Source organism: Nocardia sp. NPDC058519, from assembly GCF_042719755.1.
Lineage (GTDB): Bacteria > Actinomycetota > Actinomycetes > Mycobacteriales > Mycobacteriaceae > Nocardia.
In genome coordinates, this window is sequence record NZ_JBHXNK010000021.1 from 124,819 (window position 1) to 146,181 (window position 21,363).

20 protein-coding genes are annotated in these 21,363 nt (G+C 64.0%); 10 read left to right on the top strand and 10 right to left on the bottom strand.

Features of this window, described 5'->3' with window-relative positions; genetic code table 11:
- Positions 1–24: 24 nt before the first annotated feature.
- Entirely contained in the window at positions 25–2,070 is a 2,046-nt protein-coding gene (locus ACFWPK_RS22960) for a TPM domain-containing protein (protein WP_378918886.1), read from the bottom strand.
- 69 nt (positions 2,071–2,139) lie between these two features.
- Here ACFWPK_RS22960 and ACFWPK_RS22965 point away from each other — a divergent pair, with 69 nt between their 5' ends.
- Positions 2,140–2,817: an MBL fold metallo-hydrolase gene (locus tag ACFWPK_RS22965; protein ID WP_378918888.1), complete on the top strand. Its 678-nt coding sequence runs from the start codon at positions 2,140–2,142 to the stop codon at positions 2,815–2,817.
- A gap of 46 nt (positions 2,818–2,863) precedes the next feature.
- Here the strand turns inward: ACFWPK_RS22965 and ACFWPK_RS22970 are convergent, their stop codons facing one another.
- Complete coding sequence (locus tag ACFWPK_RS22970) at positions 2,864–3,280, bottom strand: DoxX family protein (RefSeq protein ID WP_378918890.1); 417 nt, start codon at positions 3,278–3,280, stop codon at positions 2,864–2,866.
- Positions 3,281–3,363: 83 nt separating this feature from the next.
- Between ACFWPK_RS22970 and ACFWPK_RS22975 the strand changes: the two genes are divergently transcribed.
- The 4 genes from ACFWPK_RS22975 to dnaG all read left to right on the top strand — a co-directional run bounded on the left by ACFWPK_RS22975 (position 3,364) and on the right by dnaG (position 8,188).
- Positions 3,364–4,284, top strand: a complete 921-nt coding sequence (locus ACFWPK_RS22975) for a LysR family transcriptional regulator (RefSeq protein WP_378918892.1) — start codon at positions 3,364–3,366, stop codon at positions 4,282–4,284.
- 119 nt (positions 4,285–4,403) lie between these two features.
- Positions 4,404–4,982 (top strand): YdcF family protein, encoded by a 579-nt coding sequence (locus ACFWPK_RS22980; RefSeq protein ID WP_378918934.1) that lies wholly within the window; start codon positions 4,404–4,406, stop codon positions 4,980–4,982.
- A gap of 1 nt (position 4,983) precedes the next feature.
- On the top strand, positions 4,984–6,237 hold the full coding sequence (locus ACFWPK_RS22985) for a deoxyguanosinetriphosphate triphosphohydrolase (RefSeq protein ID WP_378918894.1): 1,254 nt from the start codon (positions 4,984–4,986) through the stop codon (positions 6,235–6,237).
- A gap of 25 nt (positions 6,238–6,262) precedes the next feature.
- The gene (gene dnaG / locus ACFWPK_RS22990) at positions 6,263–8,188 is read left to right on the top strand and encodes a DNA primase (RefSeq protein ID WP_378918896.1); all 1,926 of its coding nucleotides are present in this window, start codon (positions 6,263–6,265) and stop codon (positions 8,186–8,188) included.
- A 60-nt stretch (positions 8,189–8,248) separates the two neighbouring features.
- Here dnaG and ACFWPK_RS22995 read toward each other — a convergent pair whose 3' ends face one another.
- Positions 8,249–9,421: an MFS transporter gene (locus ACFWPK_RS22995; RefSeq protein ID WP_378918898.1), complete on the bottom strand. Its 1,173-nt coding sequence runs from the start codon at positions 9,419–9,421 to the stop codon at positions 8,249–8,251.
- A 358-nt stretch (positions 9,422–9,779) separates the two neighbouring features.
- Between ACFWPK_RS22995 and ACFWPK_RS23000 the strand changes: the two genes are divergently transcribed.
- Positions 9,780–10,715, top strand: a complete 936-nt coding sequence (locus tag ACFWPK_RS23000) for a LysR family transcriptional regulator (RefSeq protein WP_378918900.1) — start codon at positions 9,780–9,782, stop codon at positions 10,713–10,715.
- Here the strand turns inward: ACFWPK_RS23000 and ACFWPK_RS23005 are convergent.
- Together ACFWPK_RS23005 and ACFWPK_RS23010 are read right to left on the bottom strand one after the other, a co-directional pair.
- A complete protein-coding gene (locus tag ACFWPK_RS23005) occupies positions 10,712–12,598 on the bottom strand; it encodes an endonuclease/exonuclease/phosphatase family protein (protein WP_378918902.1) in 1,887 nt (628 codons plus the stop codon). The two genes, ACFWPK_RS23000 and ACFWPK_RS23005, sit on opposite strands and share 4 nt — an antisense overlap.
- Positions 12,599–12,621: 23 nt before the next feature.
- Positions 12,622–13,344, bottom strand: a complete 723-nt coding sequence (locus ACFWPK_RS23010) for a hypothetical protein (protein ID WP_378918904.1) — start codon at positions 13,342–13,344, stop codon at positions 12,622–12,624.
- A 90-nt stretch (positions 13,345–13,434) separates the two neighbouring features.
- Between ACFWPK_RS23010 and ACFWPK_RS23015 the strand changes: the two genes are divergently transcribed.
- Positions 13,435–13,761 (top strand): hypothetical protein, encoded by a 327-nt coding sequence (locus ACFWPK_RS23015; protein WP_378918906.1) that lies wholly within the window; start codon positions 13,435–13,437, stop codon positions 13,759–13,761.
- Positions 13,762–14,049: 288 nt separating this feature from the next.
- On the opposite strand, the gene ACFWPK_RS23020 is transcribed toward ACFWPK_RS23015, so the two are convergent.
- Complete coding sequence (locus ACFWPK_RS23020) at positions 14,050–16,008, bottom strand: DNA/RNA helicase domain-containing protein (protein ID WP_378918908.1); 1,959 nt, start codon at positions 16,006–16,008, stop codon at positions 14,050–14,052.
- Between the two features lie 205 nt (positions 16,009–16,213).
- Between ACFWPK_RS23020 and ACFWPK_RS23025 the strand changes: the two genes are divergently transcribed.
- Complete coding sequence (locus tag ACFWPK_RS23025) at positions 16,214–16,570, top strand: nucleotide pyrophosphohydrolase (protein WP_378918910.1); 357 nt, start codon at positions 16,214–16,216, stop codon at positions 16,568–16,570.
- Between the two features lie 542 nt (positions 16,571–17,112).
- A complete protein-coding gene (locus ACFWPK_RS23030; RefSeq protein WP_378918912.1) occupies positions 17,113–17,757 on the top strand; it encodes a hypothetical protein in 645 nt (214 codons plus the stop codon).
- Positions 17,758–17,851: 94 nt separating this feature from the next.
- Here the strand turns inward: ACFWPK_RS23030 and ACFWPK_RS23035 are convergent, their stop codons facing one another.
- The 3 genes from ACFWPK_RS23035 to ACFWPK_RS23045 are packed head-to-tail and all read right to left on the bottom strand — an operon-like array spanning position 17,852 to position 19,892.
- Complete coding sequence (locus ACFWPK_RS23035; protein ID WP_378918914.1) at positions 17,852–19,258, bottom strand: EndoU domain-containing protein; 1,407 nt, start codon at positions 19,256–19,258, stop codon at positions 17,852–17,854.
- On the bottom strand, positions 19,224–19,541 hold the full coding sequence (locus ACFWPK_RS23040; RefSeq protein WP_378918916.1) for a WXG100 family type VII secretion target: 318 nt from the start codon (positions 19,539–19,541) through the stop codon (positions 19,224–19,226). The genes ACFWPK_RS23035 and ACFWPK_RS23040 overlap by 35 nt, the downstream gene beginning before the upstream one ends.
- A gap of 30 nt (positions 19,542–19,571) precedes the next feature.
- Positions 19,572–19,892, bottom strand: coding sequence for a WXG100 family type VII secretion target (locus ACFWPK_RS23045; RefSeq protein ID WP_378918918.1), 321 nt, complete (start codon positions 19,890–19,892; stop codon positions 19,572–19,574).
- Positions 19,893–20,391: 499 nt separating this feature from the next.
- Between ACFWPK_RS23045 and ACFWPK_RS23050 the strand changes: the two genes are divergently transcribed.
- Positions 20,392–20,601, top strand: coding sequence for a hypothetical protein (locus ACFWPK_RS23050; protein WP_378918920.1), 210 nt, complete (start codon positions 20,392–20,394; stop codon positions 20,599–20,601).
- A 78-nt stretch (positions 20,602–20,679) separates the two neighbouring features.
- On the opposite strand, the gene ACFWPK_RS23055 is transcribed toward ACFWPK_RS23050, so the two are convergent.
- Positions 20,680–20,934, bottom strand: a complete 255-nt coding sequence (locus ACFWPK_RS23055) for a hypothetical protein (RefSeq protein WP_378918922.1) — start codon at positions 20,932–20,934, stop codon at positions 20,680–20,682.
- Positions 20,935–21,363 lie beyond the last annotated feature (429 nt).

Consider the following 21,363-nt stretch of genomic DNA (forward strand, 5'->3'; position numbering starts at 1 on the left):
TGGTCACCCGCGGGCCACAATGTCTCAGAATCTGCCGCCCCGGCTGACTCGCCGCGATCCCGACGAGCCGCCGAATGAGCCCGGCCGATAGCCGCCGCCTCCGCCGCCGAAACCACCTCCGCCGAAACCACCTCCGCCGAAACCACCTCCGCCGAAACCACCTCCGCCGAAACCGCCGCGCCGTGAACCGCCGCTCATCGCGCCGCGCAGGAGCTCGTTCAGCAGGATTCCGCCCAGCACCGCGCCGGTCTGGGAGCCGCCGCCCGACATCGGCTGGCGGGTTTCCCATGCCTGCACGCTGGCCTGTGCCTGCTGCATGGCCCGACCGCCGAGGTCGGCTGCGGTTTGCGCGCTGATGATTGCGCGTTCGGGGTCACCGGCCGCGAGCCCTCGCGCCTCGTCGAGATGACGTTGCGCTTCGGAGAGCCGGGTGCGCGCCTCGGCATCGATGCCGCCGCGCCGGGTGGTGATGAACGAGGACGCCGCGTCGATCCGCGCGGCCGCGTCGGTGAGGGTGCGGTCGAGTCTGCGTCGTAGATCCTCCACGGCCAGTTTGCGATCCGAGGCCGCCGCGATCGCCCGGTCCAGCTCGGCGTCCGCGGTGACCGCGTCGTGGAAGGTGCCGAGGGGGTCGTTGTCGGCGTTCGGGGTGTTCAGGGCCGCAGTGGCGGAAGAGACCGCGGCGGCCAGGTCGGCGCCGCCGAATTCGGTGAGGCTCTTGGCCGAGCTCAGGTCGGCGCGCAGTTCGTCGAGAGCGGCAGGCAGACCATCGCGCGCCTGCTGGATATTCGTCGCCGCCTGGTCGACGGCATCGAGGAGGGTCTTGGCCTGCCCGATCGCGCCCTCGGCCGCGCGGATCGCCGCGACCGCGCCACCCTGCTGCCCAACGGGCTGCGCGAGTGCGGTGCGGGCGTTGTCGATATTGTTCTCGGCGAAGGTGATTCGTTCCTGCGCCATCCGCACGTTGTCGTGGATCGGCGCGATGACCGAGGGCGGGTAGGTCGAATCGAGCCGGGCGAGTTCGGCCTCGGAGCCCGGCATGCGCGCGGTCAGCTCGATGATGTCGCGGGTGAGCGCGTCCAGCCGGGCGGGCGCGTCGATGAGCAGATCGCGCATGGCGTCGAAATCGGTGACCTGCGCGTCGAGTTCGCGATCGGCCTTGCCCGCGGTCGCGATCAGCTCGACGAGCATGGCGCGCTGCTGATCAGGTGTCTCCGGGACGGCGTCATCGAGTTGCTGACGAATTGTGAACGCCTTCGCGGTGGCGGCGCGGGCGGCATCGAGTGCGGAGCGGAAGGGGGTTACCGCCGTCTCGCCGAATTCGCTGGTGGCCAAGGTCAATTCCTCGCCGCTGGTGCGCACGGCATCGTCGATCTCGACCAACCGCTCGCGGGAGAGCGCGTGCAAGGTCGGCAGCGACAGTTTCGCCAGGGCCGCCGAGTCGGTCGGGTCGAGCTCACGCGCGTTGGTCAGTTCGGCTCGCTCCCTCTTGCCACGGCGCTTGCGCGAGAACAACATCAGACCGCCCGCCACTACGACCACGGCCAGCGCGATGAGGATCAGCACACCCCACGGCACGCCGCCGCCCTTCATGGCGGAACCGATGCCTTCGGCGGTGTCGACGGCGGCTTGGGCCCACTTCTGGTCTCGTAGAGCGGGTTCCACCGAACCGGCGAGCAGCGAGTCCAGTTCGGCGTCGGTCACACCAGCGGGAAGGGTGCCGTCGAGCCAGTAGCCGCGATCGTCCACGGCAACCGCCAGCAGCAGGTCGCGATCGCTGAAACCGGAGAGTTCGACGGTGCGGGCGGCCCAGTCCCGCGCCGCCATCGACCCGAACGTGCGTACATAGATCACCCACAGCTTCACCTGGTGATCGCGGTAGAGGGTGTCGACCGCGTCGAGCACACGCCCTTCGTCGCCCGCGCTGAGCACATTCGCGGTGTCGACCACCTGCGGACCCATCCGGGCGGGCGGCTCGGCGACAGCACTGGGCGCGCACAGCAGACTCAGCACGGCGAACACCGCGCAGAGCACCGAAACCGATCGTGGGGCCGAACTCGACAGCGGCATGTGTCGAATCTAACCGTCGAGACCGACACGAGCACGACATCGCGGCGCGTGGCTTCTACGATCGGACGCATGGTCACAGTCGCTCGCCAGTACACAGGTCACGTCACCGCGGGCGAGGACGCCCAGCAGCGCGACGTCCCCGGCGCCCGCATCGTGAAGATGTCCGTCGGTCCGATGGACAACAACACCTACCTGATCCAGAGCACCGGCACCGGCGCCGCCGTGCTGATCGACGCCGCCAACGACGCCGAGCGCATCATCGAACTGACCGTGCTCGAGACCCCCGGCCAGGTCGAACAGCTCGTCACCACCCACCGCCACCCCGATCACTGGCAGGCACTGACCGAGGTCACCAAGTCCCTCGCCGTCCCTACCGCCGCCCACACCCTCGACGCTGACCACATCCCGGTCCGCCCCGACCGCCTGCTGGAGGACGGCGACACGGTCGAAATCGGCGACTTGGTCCTGCATGTCATCCACCTGCGCGGCCACACCCCCGGCTCGATCGCCCTCGCCCTCACCGACAACGCAGGCCACACACACCTCTTCACCGGGGACTCCCTTTTCCCAGGTGGGGTAGGGAAAACTCACAGTCCCGCCGACTTCGACACCCTCCTCACCGACGTCACCACCAAACTCTTCGACCGCTACCCCGACGACACCGTCGTCTACCCGGGCCACGGCGACGACACCACCCTCGGAGCCGACCGCGCGAACCTGCCCGAATGGCGCGCACGGGGCTGGTGACGTTCTGGCCAGGCACAAGCGGGCCAGGACAGTGCCATCGGCGGAATCAGCGCAGCGTGAATGCTGGGCCAGTGAGGGTAAGGCCCAGTTCAGCGGTGTAGGCGAAGACCGCGAAGAAGATCAGTGCGGCACCCGCCAGAGCGATGTCCTTGTTGAAATGGACCATCTCGTGTTGCTTGGTCTCGGCATCGGTTTCCTTCCAGAAGGCGTGCATCAGGAAGGCCGTCGGCACCAGGAACACGACCAGGGCAAGCGAGCCGAGGTCTCCCCATGCCCCGAGCAGCACGCTCGTTCCAGCGACAAGCATGACCGCACCCGACCCGTACACCGCGAACACCGCCGACGGCACCCCACGGCTCGCGGCATAGCGCGCGGTGTCCTTCGCCGCACTCAGATGGCCGATGGCCGCGCCGATGAACAACGCGGAGAACAGGATTCGCCCGATCAGGACTATGACGCTCATGGCTTCCACCTGACCATCGCGAGACCGGCCGCGTCCAAGACCGATCCGGCGAACCCGATACCGAGCGGGTATCGTCGCAGCTCATGGACCTCCGCCTCCTGCGATACTTCACGACGGTGGCCGAGGAACTCCACTTCGGTCGCGCCGCCGCCCGCCTGTACATGACTCAGCCCCCGCTGAGCCGGGCGATCAAACAGCTCGAAGCCGACCTCGGCTACGAACTGCTGCGCCGCTCATCGACCGGCGTGATTCTCACGCCCGCCGGGTCCGCGCTCTATGACGAGGCACGCGACCTGCTGGCCCAGGCGGATCGGGTGCGCACCAGGGTCGCGGTCGCCGCCGGGGCGTCCGCCCTCACCATCGGCACCTTCGCCGAACAGGCAGGCACCCGACTGGCCGCGGCCTACCGAGCCGCGCATCCCGGCGTGCAAGTGCACATCAGAGAAGGCGACTTCGCCGACCCGACAGCGGGATTGCGCGCCGGGCGCGTCGACATCGCCCTCACCCGCACGCCCTTCGACGAAACAGGCATCACCACACAGGTTTTGCGTACAGACCCCGTCGGTGTCGTACTGCGCGTGGATGATCCACTCGCCGACCGGGCGAACCTGCACCTGCGAGATCTGGCCGATCGGCTCTGGTTCCAGCTGCCTCCCGACACCGACCCGATCTGGCGGAGCTACTGGTCGCACCCGACCGATCCGGACACCGGGCCGGTGGTGCGCACCGTCCACGAATGTCAGCAAACCGTTCTGTGGAACGGCACCGTCGGGCTCACGCCGCTCGGTCATCCGGTCCCGGACGGTCTGGTGGTGGTCCCGCTCGTCGACAAGCCGCCGAGCAGTCTCGTCCTGGCCTGGAACAGCGCCGAGCACAGCCCGTTGATCCGCTCGTTCATCGACGTCGCCGCGACGATCTCGCCGGCGGCGATCGGTCGTTCACCGGAACGGAATCCGGTGGTGACCGCTGACCACACGACGCGTCGGACCGACCTGGCAGACTGACGAAGGTGAAATCGGGATACTCGCGAACCTCAGCGCCCGCCCAGGATGTCAGGCATCCGCGCGGGCTGGTGTCGACGGTCTCGGTGTGGTTCGTCCGGTTGATCGCCGGGGCGGTGCTGATGGCATTGGTGCTGGTCGCCGGGACGGCGTTCCGGGTCTGGCAGGTCGCGCGGATCGACGACTACACCCCGGCGAACGCGATCGTGGTCCTCGGCGCGGCGCAGTATTCGGGCACGCCGTCGTCGGTCTTCGAGGCGCGGTTGTATCAGGCGTGGCGGCTCTACGAAGCCGGTGTGGCGCCCACGGTGATCACCGTCGGCGGCAAGCAGGAGGGCGACCTGTATACCGAAGCCGCGTCGGGCAAAGCGTATTTGGAAGACAAGGGTGTGCCCAGCGAGAGCATCCTCGCCGTGGAAACGGGTTCCGACACGTTACGCAGCATCGAGGCGGTGGCGTCGGCGATGGGGGAGCGCGACATGTCATCGGCCGTACTCGTGAGCGATCCGTGGCATTCACTGCGAACCAGGACGATGGCTCGCGACGCGGGCTTGGAAGCGTGGACCGCACCCACCCGCACCGGACCGGCCGTCTACACGAGGGAGTCGCAATTCCACGGCATCGCCCGCGAAACCGGCGCGCTGCTCTGGTATCAGCTCACTCATTTCTCGGCAGACTTCCCTTACGAGGCGGGACAGTGAGATGACAGGGACCTATACCCCGCACGACCAGGAACGCATGGTCCACGAGCCGGGCAAGACCGCGTGGCCCGGTGCCGCGGGCAAGGGCCATCGCAGTGAGTTCTCCCGCGATCGTGCCCGTGTGCTGCACTCCGCCGCGCTGCGTCGCCTGGCCGACAAGACCCAGGTCATGGGCCCGCGCGAGGGCGATACCCCGCGCACCCGCCTGACCCACTCCCTCGAAGTGGCCCAGATCGGGCGCAGCATCGCCGACGGTGTCGGTGCCGACCCCGACCTCGTCGACCTCGCGGGCCTGGCCCACGACATCGGCCACCCGCCCTACGGACACAACGGCGAACGCGCACTCGACGAATTCGCCGACGAATACGGCGGTTTCGAAGGCAACGCCCAGAACCTGCGCATCCTGACCCGCCTCGAACCCAAGATCCTCGACGCCGACGGAGAAAGCTTCGGGCTCAACCTGACTCGGGCAGCCCTGGACGCGACCCTCAAATACCCGTGGGGCAGAAGCGGTTCCGGGACCAAGTTCGGCGCCTACGACGACGACCTCGAGCGACTGGCCTGGGTGCGCAAAGACGCGCCCGACCGCAAACAGAGCCTGGAATGCCAGATCATGGACTGGTCCGACGACGTCGCCTACTCGGTGCACGACGTGGAGGACGGCGTGATCGTCGGCCGGATCGACCTGCGCGCCCTCGCCGATCCCGCCGAGCAGGCCGCCCTCGCCGAACAAGGTCACGGCCAGCACCCCGACCAGTCGATCGAAGCACTCGCCGCCGCCGCGCAGCGGCTCTCCGAACTCGACATCGTGGCCGAGGCCGCGACCTACGACGGCAGCTTCGGCGCCTCGGTGGCCCTGAAACGACTTACCAGCGAACTGGTCGGCCGCTTCGCCACCGCCGCGATCTCGGCCACCCACGAGCGCTACGGCGAAGGCCGGCTCAGCCGCTACGAGGCCGACCTGATCGTGCCACCGATCGTGGCCGCCGAGGTCGCCGTCCTCAAGACCATGGCGCTGCGCTACGTGCGCTCCGACCCCGGCCACCTCGCCCGCCAGCAGACCCAGCGCGATCGCGTACAGGCCGTCGCCGACCGCCTGCTCACCACCGCGCCTGCCCACCTCGACGACCAGATGCTGCCCTGGTTCAACGCCGCGACCACCGAGGCCGCCCGCGTGCGCGTGGTGATCGACCAGATCGCCTCCTACACCGAGAGCCGCTTCGAACGCGTCGCCGCCTCGCTGGACTGCCGCTGACCAGACCCGACTAGACTCGCTCACCGTGGCCGGACGAATCCCAGATCGCGATATCGCGGCGATCCGTGAACGTGTCCGGATCGAAGATGTAGTCGGTGAGTACGTGGCGCTCAAGCGCGCGGGCGCCGACTCGATCAAAGGTCTGTGCCCGTTCCACGACGAGAAGTCGCCGTCGTTCCATGTGCGACCCAACCATGGACTGTTCCACTGCTTCGGCTGTGGTGAGGGCGGCGACGTCTACAAGTTCCTGCAGCAGATGGAACACATCGGTTTCGTCGAGGCAGTCGAGCAGATGGCCGATCGGATCGGCTACCAGATCAACTACGAGGGTGGCGGCACCTCGGTGCAGCGCGATCGCGGCACGCGCTCCCGCCTGGTCGCCGCGAATGCCGCCGCGCACGAGTACTACATGGCCCTGCTGCACGAACCCGAGGCCGAGGCCGCCCGCAAGTATTTGACGGACCGCAATTTCGACAAGGCGTCCTGGCAGCAGTTCGGTTGCGGGTACGCGCCCGCGGGCTGGGACGGGCTGACGAAGCACTTGCAGCGCTTGGGTTTCGAGTTCAAGGAGCTGGAAGCGGCGGGGTTGTCCAAGCAGGGCAAGCGCGGTCCGATCGACCGGTTCCATCGGCGCCTGCTGTGGCCGATCCGCAATCTCGGCGGCGAGGTGATCGGGTTCGGCGCGCGCAAGCTGTTCGACGACGACACCATGCCCGGCAAGTACGTGAACACGCCGGAAACGTTGCTGTACAAGAAGTCTCAGGTGCTGTTCGGTCTCGACCATGCCAAACGCGACATCTCCAAGGGTCATCAGGCGGTGGTCGTCGAGGGCTACACCGACGTCATGGCCATGCACCTGGCCGGAGTGAAAACCGCGGTCGCGTCCTGTGGCACCGCTTTCGGTGAAGAGCACCTGCAGGTGTTGCGCAGGCTGCTGATGGACGACAACTTCTGGCGCGGCGAGATCATCTACACCTTCGACGGTGACGCGGCAGGCCAGGCCGCGGCGTTGAAGGCGTTCAGCGGTGATCAGCGGCTGGCCGGACAGACCTACATCGCTGTCGCGCCAGACGGGCAGGATCCGTGCGAGTTGCGTCAGCACTCCGGCGACAGTGCCGTGCGCGACCTGGTGGCCCGGCGAACCCCGCTGTACGAGTTCGTGATTCGCGGTCTGCTGGCCGAACACAATCTCGACGATGTCGAGGGCCGTGTCGAGGCGTTGCGCCGTACGGTGCCCGTGGTGGCCCAGATCAAGGACAACGCCACCCGTAAGGGGTACGCGACCAAGCTGGCCGGTTGGGTCGGCTGGGACGACATCCAGCTGGTCGTGCGCCGGGTCGGGGAAGAGGCGAAGAAGAACCGGATGGGCGCCAATGCCACGCCTGCGCTGAAGTCCGGCGCCGCGGCGATTCCCGCTCCCCGCGTCGAGGAGAGCTCCTCGGTGCGGCCTGCCCCGAACGATCCGGTGCTGTTCGCCCAACGTCAAAGCCTCAGTGCCGCACTGCAATACCCAGGAATAGCCGGCGTGGCCTTCGACGCGATCGACGCCGCCGCCTTCACCCACCCCGCCTACATCGCCCTGCGCCTCATGATCGCCCGAGCGGGCGGCACGGCGGCCGGGCTCAGTGGCGCGGAATGGGTCGCCGCCGTATCCGACCACACCGATGACCTGATGATCCGCGCCCTGGTCTCCGAACTGGCCAACGAGCAGCTCCCGGTCCGCACCCAGAACGACACCCCACGCTTCATCACCGGTATCCTCGCCCGCACACAGGAAGCCTGGGTAGGCCGCCAGATCGCCGAGCTCAAATCGAAGCTGCAGCGACTGTCCGCCAGCGAGGAGCCCGACACCTACATGACCCTGTTCGGCGACCTGGTGGCGCTGGAGCAGTACCGCAAGAGCCTCGCGGCCCAGGCGATGGGCAACGAGGGCTACGCGGCCGGGGCCTGAAAGCGCTGGGGGGATCGCGTCTCGAGGCAACGCGGTTCCGCGTTTGGATTCTCGATTCGCTCATGCCACAGCCACTTTCGAGTCGTCGACATCGGTTGCGAGGCGATCGCGGTACCAGGCCACGCCACTCAGGGCGATTCCGGCGATGGTGACGGCCGCTGCGACCAGATACACCGATCGCAAGCCGCTGCTGTCGATGACCCGCCCGCCCAGCCAGCCCGCGAAGGCGGCCGCGAGCTGGTAAGCCGACGCGTTCACCGCCATGGCCAGTGTCGGCGCAGCCGCCGCGGTGCTCAGCACCCGTGCCTGCATCCCGGGAATCACCGAGAAGCCCAGTGCCCCGAGGACGAACACCATCACCGCGATGAGCACTGGGTTGGTGCTGACCAGCCACATGAGTGCGAGCGCTCCGGCAAGCAGGGTCAGCAACCCGATCTGCGAAGGCATCAGGGCACGGTCCGACAGGCGCCCGCCGATGAGATTGCCCACGGTGGCGCCGACACCGTAGATCAGCAGCCAGCCGGCGACCGAGCCACTGGTGAAGCCGCTGACATCGGTCAGCAGCGGCGAGAAGTAGGTGAACACCATCAGCACTCCGGCATTGGCGATCGCGGTGATCGAGATCGCCAATTGCACATCACGACTGCGGAATACACCCATCTCGGCCACCGCCGAGCCGCCTGCGTTCGCCACCGCGGGGACCAGCCGGATCACCAGCAGCAACCCGAGCACGCAGACCGCGGCGACCGCCGCGAAGGTGGCACGCCATCCATACTGGGAACCGATGAAGGTGCCCAATGGCGCGCCCAGAATCATCGCCACGTTCATTCCGAAGACCAGCTTCGACACCGTCGAGGCCTGCTTGCCTTCCGGTGCTGTCGACACCGCGGTGACGATCGCGTTGGCGAAGAACGTCGATGTCACCAGCGCGGTGACGACCCGGGCCGCGAACAGCGCCTCGTACGCCGGTGCGAGCGCTGATGCGATATTGCCGAGGACGGCGATCGCCAGCAACGTCACCATCAAAGGCTTGCGGGGAAACCGCGTGGTGAGGGCGGTCAGCGTCGGCCCACCGACGATCATTCCGATGGCGTACGCCGTGACCAGGAGCCCCGCGGCCGGGATGGACACATCCAGATCGGTGGCGACATCGGGCAGGATCCCCGCGATGACGAACTCGCCGGTGGTGATTCCGAAGACGCACAATACAAGTGAAGCAAGACTCAACCGCATGATTCTCTTCTCTGTCCGAGCGGGAATTGGTCCCCACATTGCTTCGATTCGGCGACTTCGTCGGGAACTCTGAAATCATGAACTGAATGGACAAATCTTCGCCAATTGTGGATATTCTGCAGGTGTTCGCAGGCATGGCAAATCTGTTCCTCGATCTAGAAATCCACCCCGCTCACGCCGCGAGATCCTGCTGATCCCCTGTCCCGTTGGCTGACTGAAATCGCCTCCGGCGCAGCGTGTGATCGGTCCGGTGGCGATCGGCCGCCTCGCGATGCCAGGCCTTCTGTATCAACAGCCTGTCATTTGGGCGTATCAATGAGCAATGGCGCAACAATTAGAATTGGTGTAATTTGATAATGTGTCGATTATTGATCAATCCGGGATTCGCCCGACCAACATCGACGATCCGACCGCTCATCAGCTGCGACTCCTGCTGGCCCTTGCCGAAGAACTTCACTTCGGTCGAGCCGCACGTCGGCTGTATCTGACCCAGCCTGCCCTCAGTCAGCAGATCCGCTCGCTCGAGGAACGCCTCGGTGTCGCGCTGTTCCACCGATCCAGCCGCCGGGTCGAACTGACCGCCGCGGGGCACGCGGTGCTGCCTGCCGCCCGGAACGTGGTCGACGCAGCCGACGAGTTACGCAACATCGCACGCCGTATGGCATCCGGGTCCGAACGGCTTCGGCTAGGTGTGTGCGAGAGTTTCGCCGCGCTGGATTCCACCCGCAACGTCATCGCCGCGCTGACCGAACTCCACCCCGATCTCGGTCCGGACATTCGAGTGCTGGATCGATTCAGCGATCAGCTCCTTGCCTTGCAGTCAGGCGAGATCGACGCGGCCTTCGCCCATTTTCCGGTGCCGGACGATCTGCACTGCGAACCACTCGCTGTCGAACCACGCCTGGCGTGCATCGCGAGCTCCGATCCGCTGACCGAGCGCTCGTCGCTACGCCTGACCGATCTCGCCGACCATCGGGTGATCAGCCTGGTATCACCGACATTCCGGGCAGGCCACGACTTCTGGTCGGTGAATCCGCGGCCTGACGGCTCCCCGGTCCGCTACGCCGCGCACCCGGGCTCGAGCTTCGAGTCACTGCTGTCCACCGTGTCCCTCGGCGGATCGGTCGCCTTCGTACCGGCGTCCGCGGCCGATCTCTACCCCAGACCCGACCTGCACTACCTCGACGTCGAAGACCTCACCGAATGCACATTCGGCATCGCCTGGCACCCGGGCAACCCGGCTCCGGCGAAGTTGGCCGTCCTGCAAAAGGTCGTCAACGGCTACGCGGATTAGGGGGTAGGGCGCTCGCGGCGGTGGGGGAAGGGGTCAAGGGCGACGTCGACCTCCATGATGGCTACGTATTCGGCGCCGTTTCCGTACATCACGTGGGGGGCGTAGCGGCGGCCGCCGGCGGCGTGGAGGAGTTGGGAGGACTTGGGGGCAACTACGTCGCGGTCTCGGCCTATCGCGGTGCGGTCCGTGGTGATAGGGCCCGCGGTGTCGACTTCTTCGACGGTGATTTCCAGGTGGACGTCGTCGGTGCCGTCGAAGACCAGCGTCTTGTCGGAAGCGAACTTGTGGCGCTCACCCATCGAGAAGGTGATCTCGGTGTCCCCGACGCGGGCGCTCGGGCGGCCTGCGGTACCCGGCTTGCCCTTGTAGATCCGCCCGGCGACGTCGATTTCGTCCGGGTCCTTCTTCGACCAGTGCTGCAGCACGCCGCCGGTGAACAGGCCGTCGGACAGTTCCAGTGCGTGCAGGTACTTCAACCGGGCGGTGGTGGTGCGAACCTTCCTGGTCAGCTTGTGGGTCACCGTCGACATGCCGAGGTCGGCGGTGATCGCGAAGTGGTCCGACAGGTCGATGCCGCGCTCGAGCTCGTAGGGCTCCACCGCCATCCCGGTGACGTGGGCGGTGATGCGTTCACCCTGGTCGAGCAACGCCAGATCGATCCGCGTTCCCTTTCGCGTCGATACTCCGGTGCGGCGGGGGCGGCCTGGTTCGTAATTGCTGTCGCTGTCGTGGGGGCTGGTGATCGGGTCGGTGTGGTCCGCGGTCGCGGGCAGCCATCGCTTGTGTTCGAGCCACAGGTCGTCGGCGTCGGGCAGGTTCTTCGACAGGATCTCTCGGCCCGTCGCCGCATTGGCGTCGATATTGAAGTCGCCGACGATGACGACCGGCAGGTCGAGGTCGCGCACTCCCATGATCCAGGAGTCGAGGTGGCGCAGCTGGGCCTCGCGTTTCTCGGCCGCGCCGGTGCCGACGCCGGCGTTGGTCGGCCAGGCGCAGTCGAAGTTGCCGTTCTGCACGTGGGTGCCGACCACGTAGAACGCCGGTCCGTCGCTCGGCGAGACACGCACCATCGACGCGCCCTTGTTGGCCCAGCAGTCGACGCCGCAGCACGACCGGTAGACGGTGCCCCACACATCACCCTTGTGCCGTGCGTCGGCGAGCGGGGGTGAGAGGGGGTGGCGGCTGAGGATGAGCAGCCCACTGTCCTCTTCGGGGTCCTTCTCGTCGGGGCCTTCCACGTTGTGCGGGAACTTCGCCCTGACCGCCCTGATGAGCTGCGCGCGGTCGCTGTTGCCCATCATCTCGGCGAGCACCACCACATCGGCGGTCGATTCGGACACCCTGTCGATCAGCACCTTCAGCTGCTTGGCGCGGCCGCGACCCCCGTAGACCTTCTCGTCGACGATCGAGACGCCCCACATCTTCCCCGTGAACCGGTCCTGCGTGACGCCGAGGACGTCCACCCCGATCAGCGCGGTGTTGTAGAACATGACCTGGCGAGGTTTCTCCGCCCTCGAAGTAATTGTGCCGCCCTCGAATTGGCATACCGTCTTGTTCTCGCTGAACTCGGGCAGCCCGACGGGATAGCCGAACGGCCCGCGCTGCCGATGCGACCTCGTCCACAGCCCGTACACGCCGCCCTTCGGGACCGCGCCGACGACGCGTTTGCCGTTGTCGTGGGTGTAGCGGTACAGAACGCCGTTGGTGAAACGGCGGTAGGTGCCACCGATATTGTCGGTCGAAGCGGCATCGCTGGTCGCCTCGCCGAGCCACACGTGGTCGAGGATCGCGCGGAGGCCGGTGACGCCGTACCACCCGGCGAGCTTCTTCAGACTGACGGGATACGTCGCCGTCGACAGCTTCGAACGAACACTGATGGACATGGCAGAGCCTCCGCCGTAGTGCGTTATTGCAGACTGATCAGGATCGGGACCAGACCCCGGCCATCGGTCAAGGGGCCCAACGCCTTTCCGATGATGGTGCCGAACGCACGCGTCGGTTCGGTGGCCTTCATCGCGCAGCCGGGGCTGTGCGACGTCGTGAGCAGATCGCCCACCCGGATGCTGCCGAAGCTCGCGTCCGCCCGGCACGACACTTTTCCCATGACCGAGATGGGCACTCGATGGTCGTCGGGTTCGGCGCCACGGTCGAACACGAGTCCGGGCCGATACCGACCGGCACCCGAAATCACGCCGACCACCGATTGGTCGTAGGCGCTGGTACAGGGGGTGAGCTTGCCGTCCTCACCCAGCACCATGACCATTCCAGCAGCCACGTCCGTGCCGGTGGCGACCTCGAAATCCTCGGCCGCGTCGGCATTGCTGAGAATTATGTCGCCCTTGTCGCCGTCGAGTTTGATCCGTTCCTCGTTCTTCCCGTCCTTGACGACGATGCTGCCGCGGACCTGAACGGTGCCCGGTGCCTGCTCCGCGCCGACGAGCAGCAGGGTGAACGGGACGCCGAAGACCTGGCCCGCGGCGAACTGAAGAACCTGGACTGCCTTCCCGGCGATCTCCCGGTGCATGGTCAGGCTGCCGTTCTCGTCGAGCCGGGCCATGACGTCGCCGCCCGCGTGTTTCAGCACCAGATCATGACCCTTGATGACGACATCTTCGTTGAAGTTCGGCATCGCGCACCTCCTCGGTCGCACCCGTCCGGCGACAGTGCACCCCGGACCTCATCGTGCGAGGTACACGCCGCTTTCAGGTGATGACTCCGATTGTCGGTCCGGGGCTGGGCACTCGGCGCGAGTAGTGCGGTACTCGATTCCGCGCCCACCGCCTACGGCAGTGCGCGCACGGCGAGCGCGGCGTGGGCGCGGACATCGCCGGAGGCAGTGCTGTTGCGGCAAGTCTGCGCGCGGGAATGGATCACCGGAGGCGACCTGATCGCTGTCCACAACGAGCTCTTCTACCGGTGGGCATCCGCCGACGAACAAGGCGAACTCGCCAAGGATCCGGCTCGTGCCATGCGCTTCAACGGCGTCATCACTCGCGCAAAACTCATCGCCGTCGAGCGCGATCTGGCCCGCCACCAGCGGAACTGAGCCGAGCCGAGGGCCGGGCGGTGTAGCCGCCCTGACCTCTACCAACACATCCTGATGAGACTGAGCTGTAGTATTCGAACGGCATTTCTGCTGAATTGTGCGCAGTTTGAATACTCCCCGTGCGCCGAAGCTCGGCAGATGCGTACGTGGACATCCGAAAAGGCAGTGTCCCGGCAGCGGTGCCGGTTCCGTCCAGTGCGCTCGCGCTGACGCAACTAACTGCGACGAGGAGGGCGACGCCTGCAGTCTGACGGGGTCCGGATTCAGCCCGACTGCCGACACTCGCACTTAATCCGCAACCCCCGGTTCGACGAACTCGAGTCTGTCAACGAGGCTGGAGAGGAACTCCTGAGTTGCCGCATCGACGGCATAGAGGACCACCCCTCTCATGCCCCGGGTCAATAGGACCTTGTATGTATTTCGTATAAGGATATCGAATTCCTCGTCGAAGAGTGTCCGACTTTTTAATTTTCTATCCTTGTTGGCATCCCGTCGTATTACGAGCGCTTGGTCCTCTACGACGATCTCTGGACCAAGAATGATACCTGCCCAGTCGAACTCAAATCCCTGCGCCGTATAGACGCAGCCAACCTGCTCGAAACCGCGGGGATCATTTGCCCATAGCCACTTCGGTGGGGGATCTCCGGCACCGCCGATTTTGTTCTGAAAACTGTTCCACGGCTTGGACCAGTTGCCGATTTTGATGTCGTCCACGAGCGCGCCGTCGGCATCCGGGTCGATGGTCCATTCCCAGCAATACCCCGCCATTATTCTCGCGCTCACCTTGTCAGTGATTTGAGAGCGTAAGAAGTCTTCCATCTGCTGTGGTGAGGTTGCTACCCTAACGGTGAAGTTGTCATCGCCCTTCCAAGGCGTCGGGCCCAAAGACCGAAGTCCGAGAAGGTTCAATACCCATTCGTCATATGCCGCGCTCCCGCCGCAGCGGAACTGCCCGTCGAGGTTGATTTGAAAAACTGTCCTCCCCGCGCGCGCCGCGTGGTCTCGGATCAGGTCTACTGTTCCGACTTCATCGGGGCGAACCACTTGATTCTCATCGAGTAGAAAGACTGGGACATTTGCGATCTCGATCAATTCGTCGACTTGGGGGCGCTTCGTATTGGCAATCGCTCGAGTAAACCTGTCGGTTGAGGTTCTGCGAATGCGATGGGCCTCGTCGCAGATGACCACATCTAGCCACTGGTCCTGCATCGTGGTCAGGTTCTTGTAGTAGGTGATCAGCTTCTCTAGCCCGCGTTCCTGACGACCGTATACCCTTCGCATTGTCTTTGTAATTGCCTCCGACCCGGTCGCATAACGTACCCTGCGTCGGTCTTTATGTAGACGCATAAGCAGCGACATCGCGATGATGCTCTTGCCGCTGCCCGGTCCGCCGGTCACAAGTACAACGCACTTCTGGTTCGACCGGTAAGCGAGAGTTACTCGGTTCAGGACTGCTTCGAACGCTAGTCTCTGATTATCTACCAACGAATCGCCAGCAGCGTAGAGCTCGGCTGGCGTCGACCTCAGCAGTGTCGTCCTCTGCCGGATCTCACTGTCCAGCAGTCGCTCGGCCGCAGACAAACCCGATGTAGGGGTGAGCTGGGAACGCAGAAATTCTATGAAACCCTCACGTTGGTCGCCTGTGTACAAGCGTCCGAACTGGTCAGGTGGGAGTTCGAAAAGTGGCCGCACGAGCTTCTCTTCGGCGTTGTGTAGGTAGGCAACTCCGTGCAGAGCCTCGGGACGATCATGAAGCAGAGCTACGTCCCGTTGAAGGTATCGGCAGTAGCCCCGTACCTGGTCGACCGGATGCAGTTGGTCCCCGCGTGTGTGCAACGACCATACGAGCCGGTCGCTTCCCCACCCCAACTCCGCATGACTCCACTGCTTCAACTCCACGAGGACGTAGTTGTCCGCGCCAGTCTTGGGGTGTACCCCAGCCAAGAGCGCATCCACCCGCTGGCTCGAGCCAGGCAGCGAACACTCGATCAGCATGGCAACCTCTCCTAAGCCTGCCTTGATCAGCACCTTGGCAAGCGCTGGAAGACTGACCTCCCAGGACCGCCGCTCCGCCGGATTGCCCTTCTTCCCCGCGTTTTCGACGATGGCCGGCACCAGCTTCGCCTTCTTGGAAAGCGCGACTACCTCCCGAGCCGTCGAACGAAACGTCCGAAGTCTTACGGCACTCTCGCCACGCTTCACCTTGACCGCCCCCTGATTCCTGAAATCGTTTGCAGCGCTGAGCATTCTGTCATGACGTGTGCGCCGAGTACGCCGATGAACATCAGCATGCTAGCGCGTCACAGCTCTTCACCTCGAGGATGCTGGTCGGCCGAGGATCGAGTGAGGGGTACGCCGCCAATTCGCTCCCCACCCTGTCAGATGGTTGCGTGACGGTGGGATCACCTCGCCTGCTGAAACGTCCCCCATGACATTCGACAGACTCCAGCGCATGGTCGCTGACTTCGCGACCGAACGGGCGTGGGAGAACTTCCATACACCCAAGAATCTCGTCATGGCGCTGACCGGAGAGGTCGATGAGTTGTCCGAGCTCTTTCAATGGCTGACCCCCGAACAAAGCCAGGCCATCATGGCAGCTCCGGGTCAACGAGTCCGCGTCGAAGACGAGGTCGCCGACATCCTCATCTACTTGCTTCGCCTCGCGGATGTCCTCGAGGTGGACCTAGCGGGTGTGGTCGAAGCGAAGATTCGGAGGAACGCTGATCGATACCCTGTTTCCGAGGTCTACGGCCGAGCTGTCAAATACACCGGATCGATTCCGAGTAGTCGCTGGTCAGCAGGGCACTGACAGGCATTTGAGCTATCAGCGTGGGAAGCAGGCGAATAGGCAGGAATGATGTCTGACCTGGGTTGGCGGTTGCGCATCGAGTACCAGGATTGACCCCTGCTGGCCCTGGTTCATGGCACGTCGGGAGGATCGTTCACCTGCGGACCGGGGTCATGTTCGAGGATGTCGAGGATCTTGCAGCCGGTTCTGCCTGCCCTGCCGAAATGCGCGGAAAAGCGGCTAGTCAGGGGCTTTTTGTGCTCCCCCATCTGGACTCGAACCAGAAACCTGCCGATCCAAATACCTTGAGGCCCAAGACGTTTCAATGTGTCCCAAAACGACCCATCGCCTGCGGAGTTAACATTCAAGGAGTTCCCGCTGGACCCCACTCGGGCCCGTTGATTCCCGTTGAATCCGTGTTGTTTCCGTGTTGTGGGTCAAGTCGGGGGTAGCGCCGGGGCACCCTCCGCCGCCCCTGCGTGTCAGGGTGAGGTGAATCCACCGGCACTCAGCAAATGCGGGCAGACGCTGGGGCGCGATCGGACCTACGTCTCCACACTCACGTGGCGCAGAGGCTGTTCCGCGGGGAAGTGCTCGAAGCGCTGGGGAGCGATGACGACGGCGTGCAGTATCGTGGCGCAATCCATCGAGCCGCCGATGCAGTCGACGGGACCTTCGGCATCGATCTCGTCGAGCACTGCCAGCAGATCACCGGCCAGAGCGGGCCAAGGTGTAGTCCGCTGCCTGCGGCCAGCCGGTCGATCGACCGTGACCGCGTGCGTCGTACCGGCACCACGATGTGGACAGTCGGGCAGAGCTTCCTTATCGACGGGCGACCTAACGAGAAGGCCGAAGCACCGACCGCAATGCCTGACCAGTCACACAAAAACTTGCCGACTGACTCACAGGTGTTCACCATCAACGTCGATCTTTGGGAATACGTTCAGCTCCCCCAGTACCCGCTGATAATCATCTATATAAAACATATCCATATTGTCTTTTGGGTCCCCGAACAATGCCAGCAGCTCGGCCAAGGCATCACGTTCGGCCGGGCTAACCAAAATTTTACACTTCACAAGAGTGGCACAAAGATTATCGACCAACAAGGTCCACTCACCAACGTCGCTGAAAGATCGGAAATCAGCCAGCGTTTCGGGCCCAAGGCGGTCCGCGAACCGCTCAAGAAGTTGCCGGGAGCCATTGCTTAGATTCGCGAATCTGGCCAACTGTTCCGGAGTGAACTGTCGCCTCTTGCGCTTAGAGCTGGGCCTATCATTAGAATCCATGTGTGTCACCTAACTCTTATTTGATCGGGACGCCGTTTGCGTCATTCCTATAGACGCCGGGACCACTTACCGGATGGCCCGTCACAATGTTACCGGATGAGTCCACGATGGCCGTTATCAGAACGCCATCCCGCGTGCCGGTGACCTTCCACGTTCCATGAGGCTGGAGCACCGGAGGTTGATCGGGATTCTTAGCAACGTCTTGGATGCTGTTGATGATGTGATCATCGGTCCATAGCGGGATGTCTGGGAATTCAGTCTTTCCTGGCATCCCGGTGCCGGGAGCGTGCCCACCGGTTCCATCGTCGCCGCCGTCGAGGATATGAATCCTCCGGAGCTGGGTTATAGAAATACTGTTGGGAACAGGCCCCGATACCGTACTCCATTGGGCTCCGAGGCCATTGGTGGGTTTAGATGCAGGAGCATTATTCTTGAGTTCTTTGATGCGCTGAAGATTTGTCCGCGCTGGTCCGAGGTCTCGGGTTTTCTTGACCCCGGACGCAATACCTTTAGTGTCGGTCCATTCGACGACAATGCCGCCGATGCCATCGGCCAAACTCTTGGCCCTATCGCCGGTCAATGCCGCTGCCGCATCTGGCCTCCCCAGCAGAGTCAGCCCGACGGCTCCCACTTCACATAGAACCGTAACACCGGCGTCCCTAGCGGCATCTTCTACCGCTTTGGTGATTCTATCCCGAAGTTCTATCAATGCGGCACGGTGGTCTCGGCACGATCCGGCGAGTTCACCGCAGGCGTGTTGAAGGTCAACCGCGGCGCTGTGTAGTTGTTTCAAGTCCCCCGAAACGGCGGTGATGTCGTCGGACTTCTGGCCGTCGAACGTGCTGGGTAGCTTTTGCAACTTATCGATAGTAGCGACTATTACGTCGCCGGTAGCCATTGTTTCCCACACGGTACGTGCCAGATCTAGCCTATCGATATTGCCGTCAGGAACCGAAACCCCGAGCTTTTCTATCACCCCGATCCCAAGTTTGTCGACCAATCCCTGCCCCGGACCACCTGCTGAAGGTGGCGATGTCTGCGCGACACCCTCGAGCACCGGGAGCGCCTTCGGCGGGTCATCGTTATCGGGGTTTTTGTCCGCGAGGGCATGAACATAACCCAGGCCGGTGACAATCCCACTGTAGTTCGCCAATGCATTGACCAAATCGGCAGCGAATGCGGTTAGTTCGCTGGCTCGGCCATCATATGACCGAGACCAATCACTGGCCGCCGCAAAGCTGCCACCCATGGTCTTGCATTCGCTTAGCCCGCCCATTGCGAGGGTGAAATAGGAATCGAACGCACCTGCGGCATTAATGCAATCAGTGCCAGCATCGTAGAACGTCTTTGGAGTAACTAAAATTTCTTTATCGGAGGGCGCCACTAGGTTATCGCAATCCCAATGTTCGTAAGTTCGTTTCAATCGCGTCGATATAGCTGGCGTGCGCGTCCGCGGATGCATCACGCATCGCCGCTACCCCCTCGGCGACCTCACCCGCAGCCGTCATCCACTGCGTGAACGCTTCACTCTGCGCGGTAGCCGCATCGCCAGACCAAGTCTGATGCAGGGCAGTCATTCGCAGCTGTAAACCCTGCAACGTATCAGCGAGGAAGCCCGAAAACCCCCGCATCCGCGCCGTAATCTGTTCCAGCTCATCAAGATTAACCCGATAGCCATCCATGTGCTCGCCCTCCCGATTGGTCACAGACCATACCCATGCACCGCGTTTCGACGCTCAGGGAAGATCCAACGAACTGGTCTGCTGTGCGTTGTCAGTGTCAGTGGCGACGTAGGTAGCGCTTGTCACACCCAACATTTCCGCCATCTTCGCCAGTGACGCAAGCACTTTCATAGCCCCCCGCTTTGTTTCATCCCACCCCTCCCGATACGAATCCGCCCGGCCACCCTGCCACGACTCCAACGCCCGTTCCACATCCGTATCCAACGAGTGCAAACCAGTCACCAACGTCTCTGACACCGTCTGAACGAACTTCCCCGCATCGGAAACCTCCGTCGGAACCACCCAAAGCTCCGACCCTCCATCATCGGCAGTCATGGAATCCGGACCCCTCCTTGTGCTACGGCCGTAAGTTGAAGAGCCCCAGCATGTTCCGCTGCGCTGGATCGGTGACCGGATCAACTTTCGGAGTAGTGAAGACGACCGAAACTACCACGGCCACCTCAGTTGCCAGAGTGGACGAGTCGCCGTCGAGGCCAGGGGGCTGTCCTGGGACAGCACTGCCCCGAAGTACCCGGCTTCGATACCCGGCCGATGGGAGGAACTGGAGCGATCCGTTCACGGTCGATCCCAGCGAGGGCTCCAGTCGGTTGTTCATGGTTTACCCGCCTGAGCGCCGCTCCCGGCGGCTGACCAGGCGAGAGCGGCGCGGTGTCCGCTCAGGGCAGAAGGTAGAGCCGTTCGTTCGGAAGTCTCGGAAGTCCTGGGCAGTTCCGCAAATCGACTGCAACGGAGCATGTTCGGTGGTTGGCAACGTCGCAACAGAAGACCGGTACGACAGGGACCGCGTCGGCCGGTGCTGGCGTTGTTGGTCGCTATGCCACTTATCGTCGTCGCCGGTGTAGTGGCATTGGTGGCCATCGTGCTGCTCGGTATCGCCGCCGCCGTGGCTGGACGCTGGAGCGTCTATGTAGACGCGCTGTCCGCATTGCGGGCGACGTTGTCGGCGACGAGGCAGGTGCACTATCCGACGCCACCCGCGCAGCGTGAGCAGGTGGCCGCCCGTCGCGCCGAGTTGCGAGCATGACGCGCTACTACAGCGGCGAGCCGATCGGCGACGGGCGCCGGTCAACCTTGACGAGTGAGCGGGACCGGCCGCCCTGGTTCAGTCGCGGACGTCAGGAGTCCCCAAAACCGTCTCGCCCCACAGTTCCCCGAGTTCGCGCACCCAGTGCTCTGTTTGGTCCAGGAGGCGGACTTTCCAGTCATCTACTCCGTCGTTGCCCCGCTCGACGCCGTCAGGTATTCGTATCCGCGTGCCGATGAGTTGCGTCTCCACTACGTCGCCGTTGGCGCGAGTGAGCCGGAACCGGCGTGGCGGGTCTATCGGGGAATAGCCGAACATCTGTTCCGCTGCCATAACGCTATTGTGCGGGTCGCGCACATCTGGAGCAGTGAGCGATACCGACCTGGAAACGACGAAGGACGCCGACCGGGAAAACCCGATTTGCGTCCGTTGTGTCATACGGAGAGAATGAGGTCAGCGGGAACCCCCCGCTGACCTGCGCAAACAATGCTCCCCCATCTGGACTCGAACCAGAAACCTGCCGCTCTAGATGCTGCACTTCCCAAGGCTGCTCAATGCTCCTCGAAACAGCCCATCACCTGCGGATTTGGAGTTCAAGGTGTTCCCGTTGGATCCCGATCGATCCCGTTGAATCCCGCTGATTCCGTGTTGTTTCCGTGTTGTGGGTGGTCAAGTCCAAATGCGTGGTGTAACGGGATGATCCCCGCGTGACCGCAGTTGGTCAGGCGGTCAAAGCTTCAACCGAGTCTCCTTCCTGCCCGT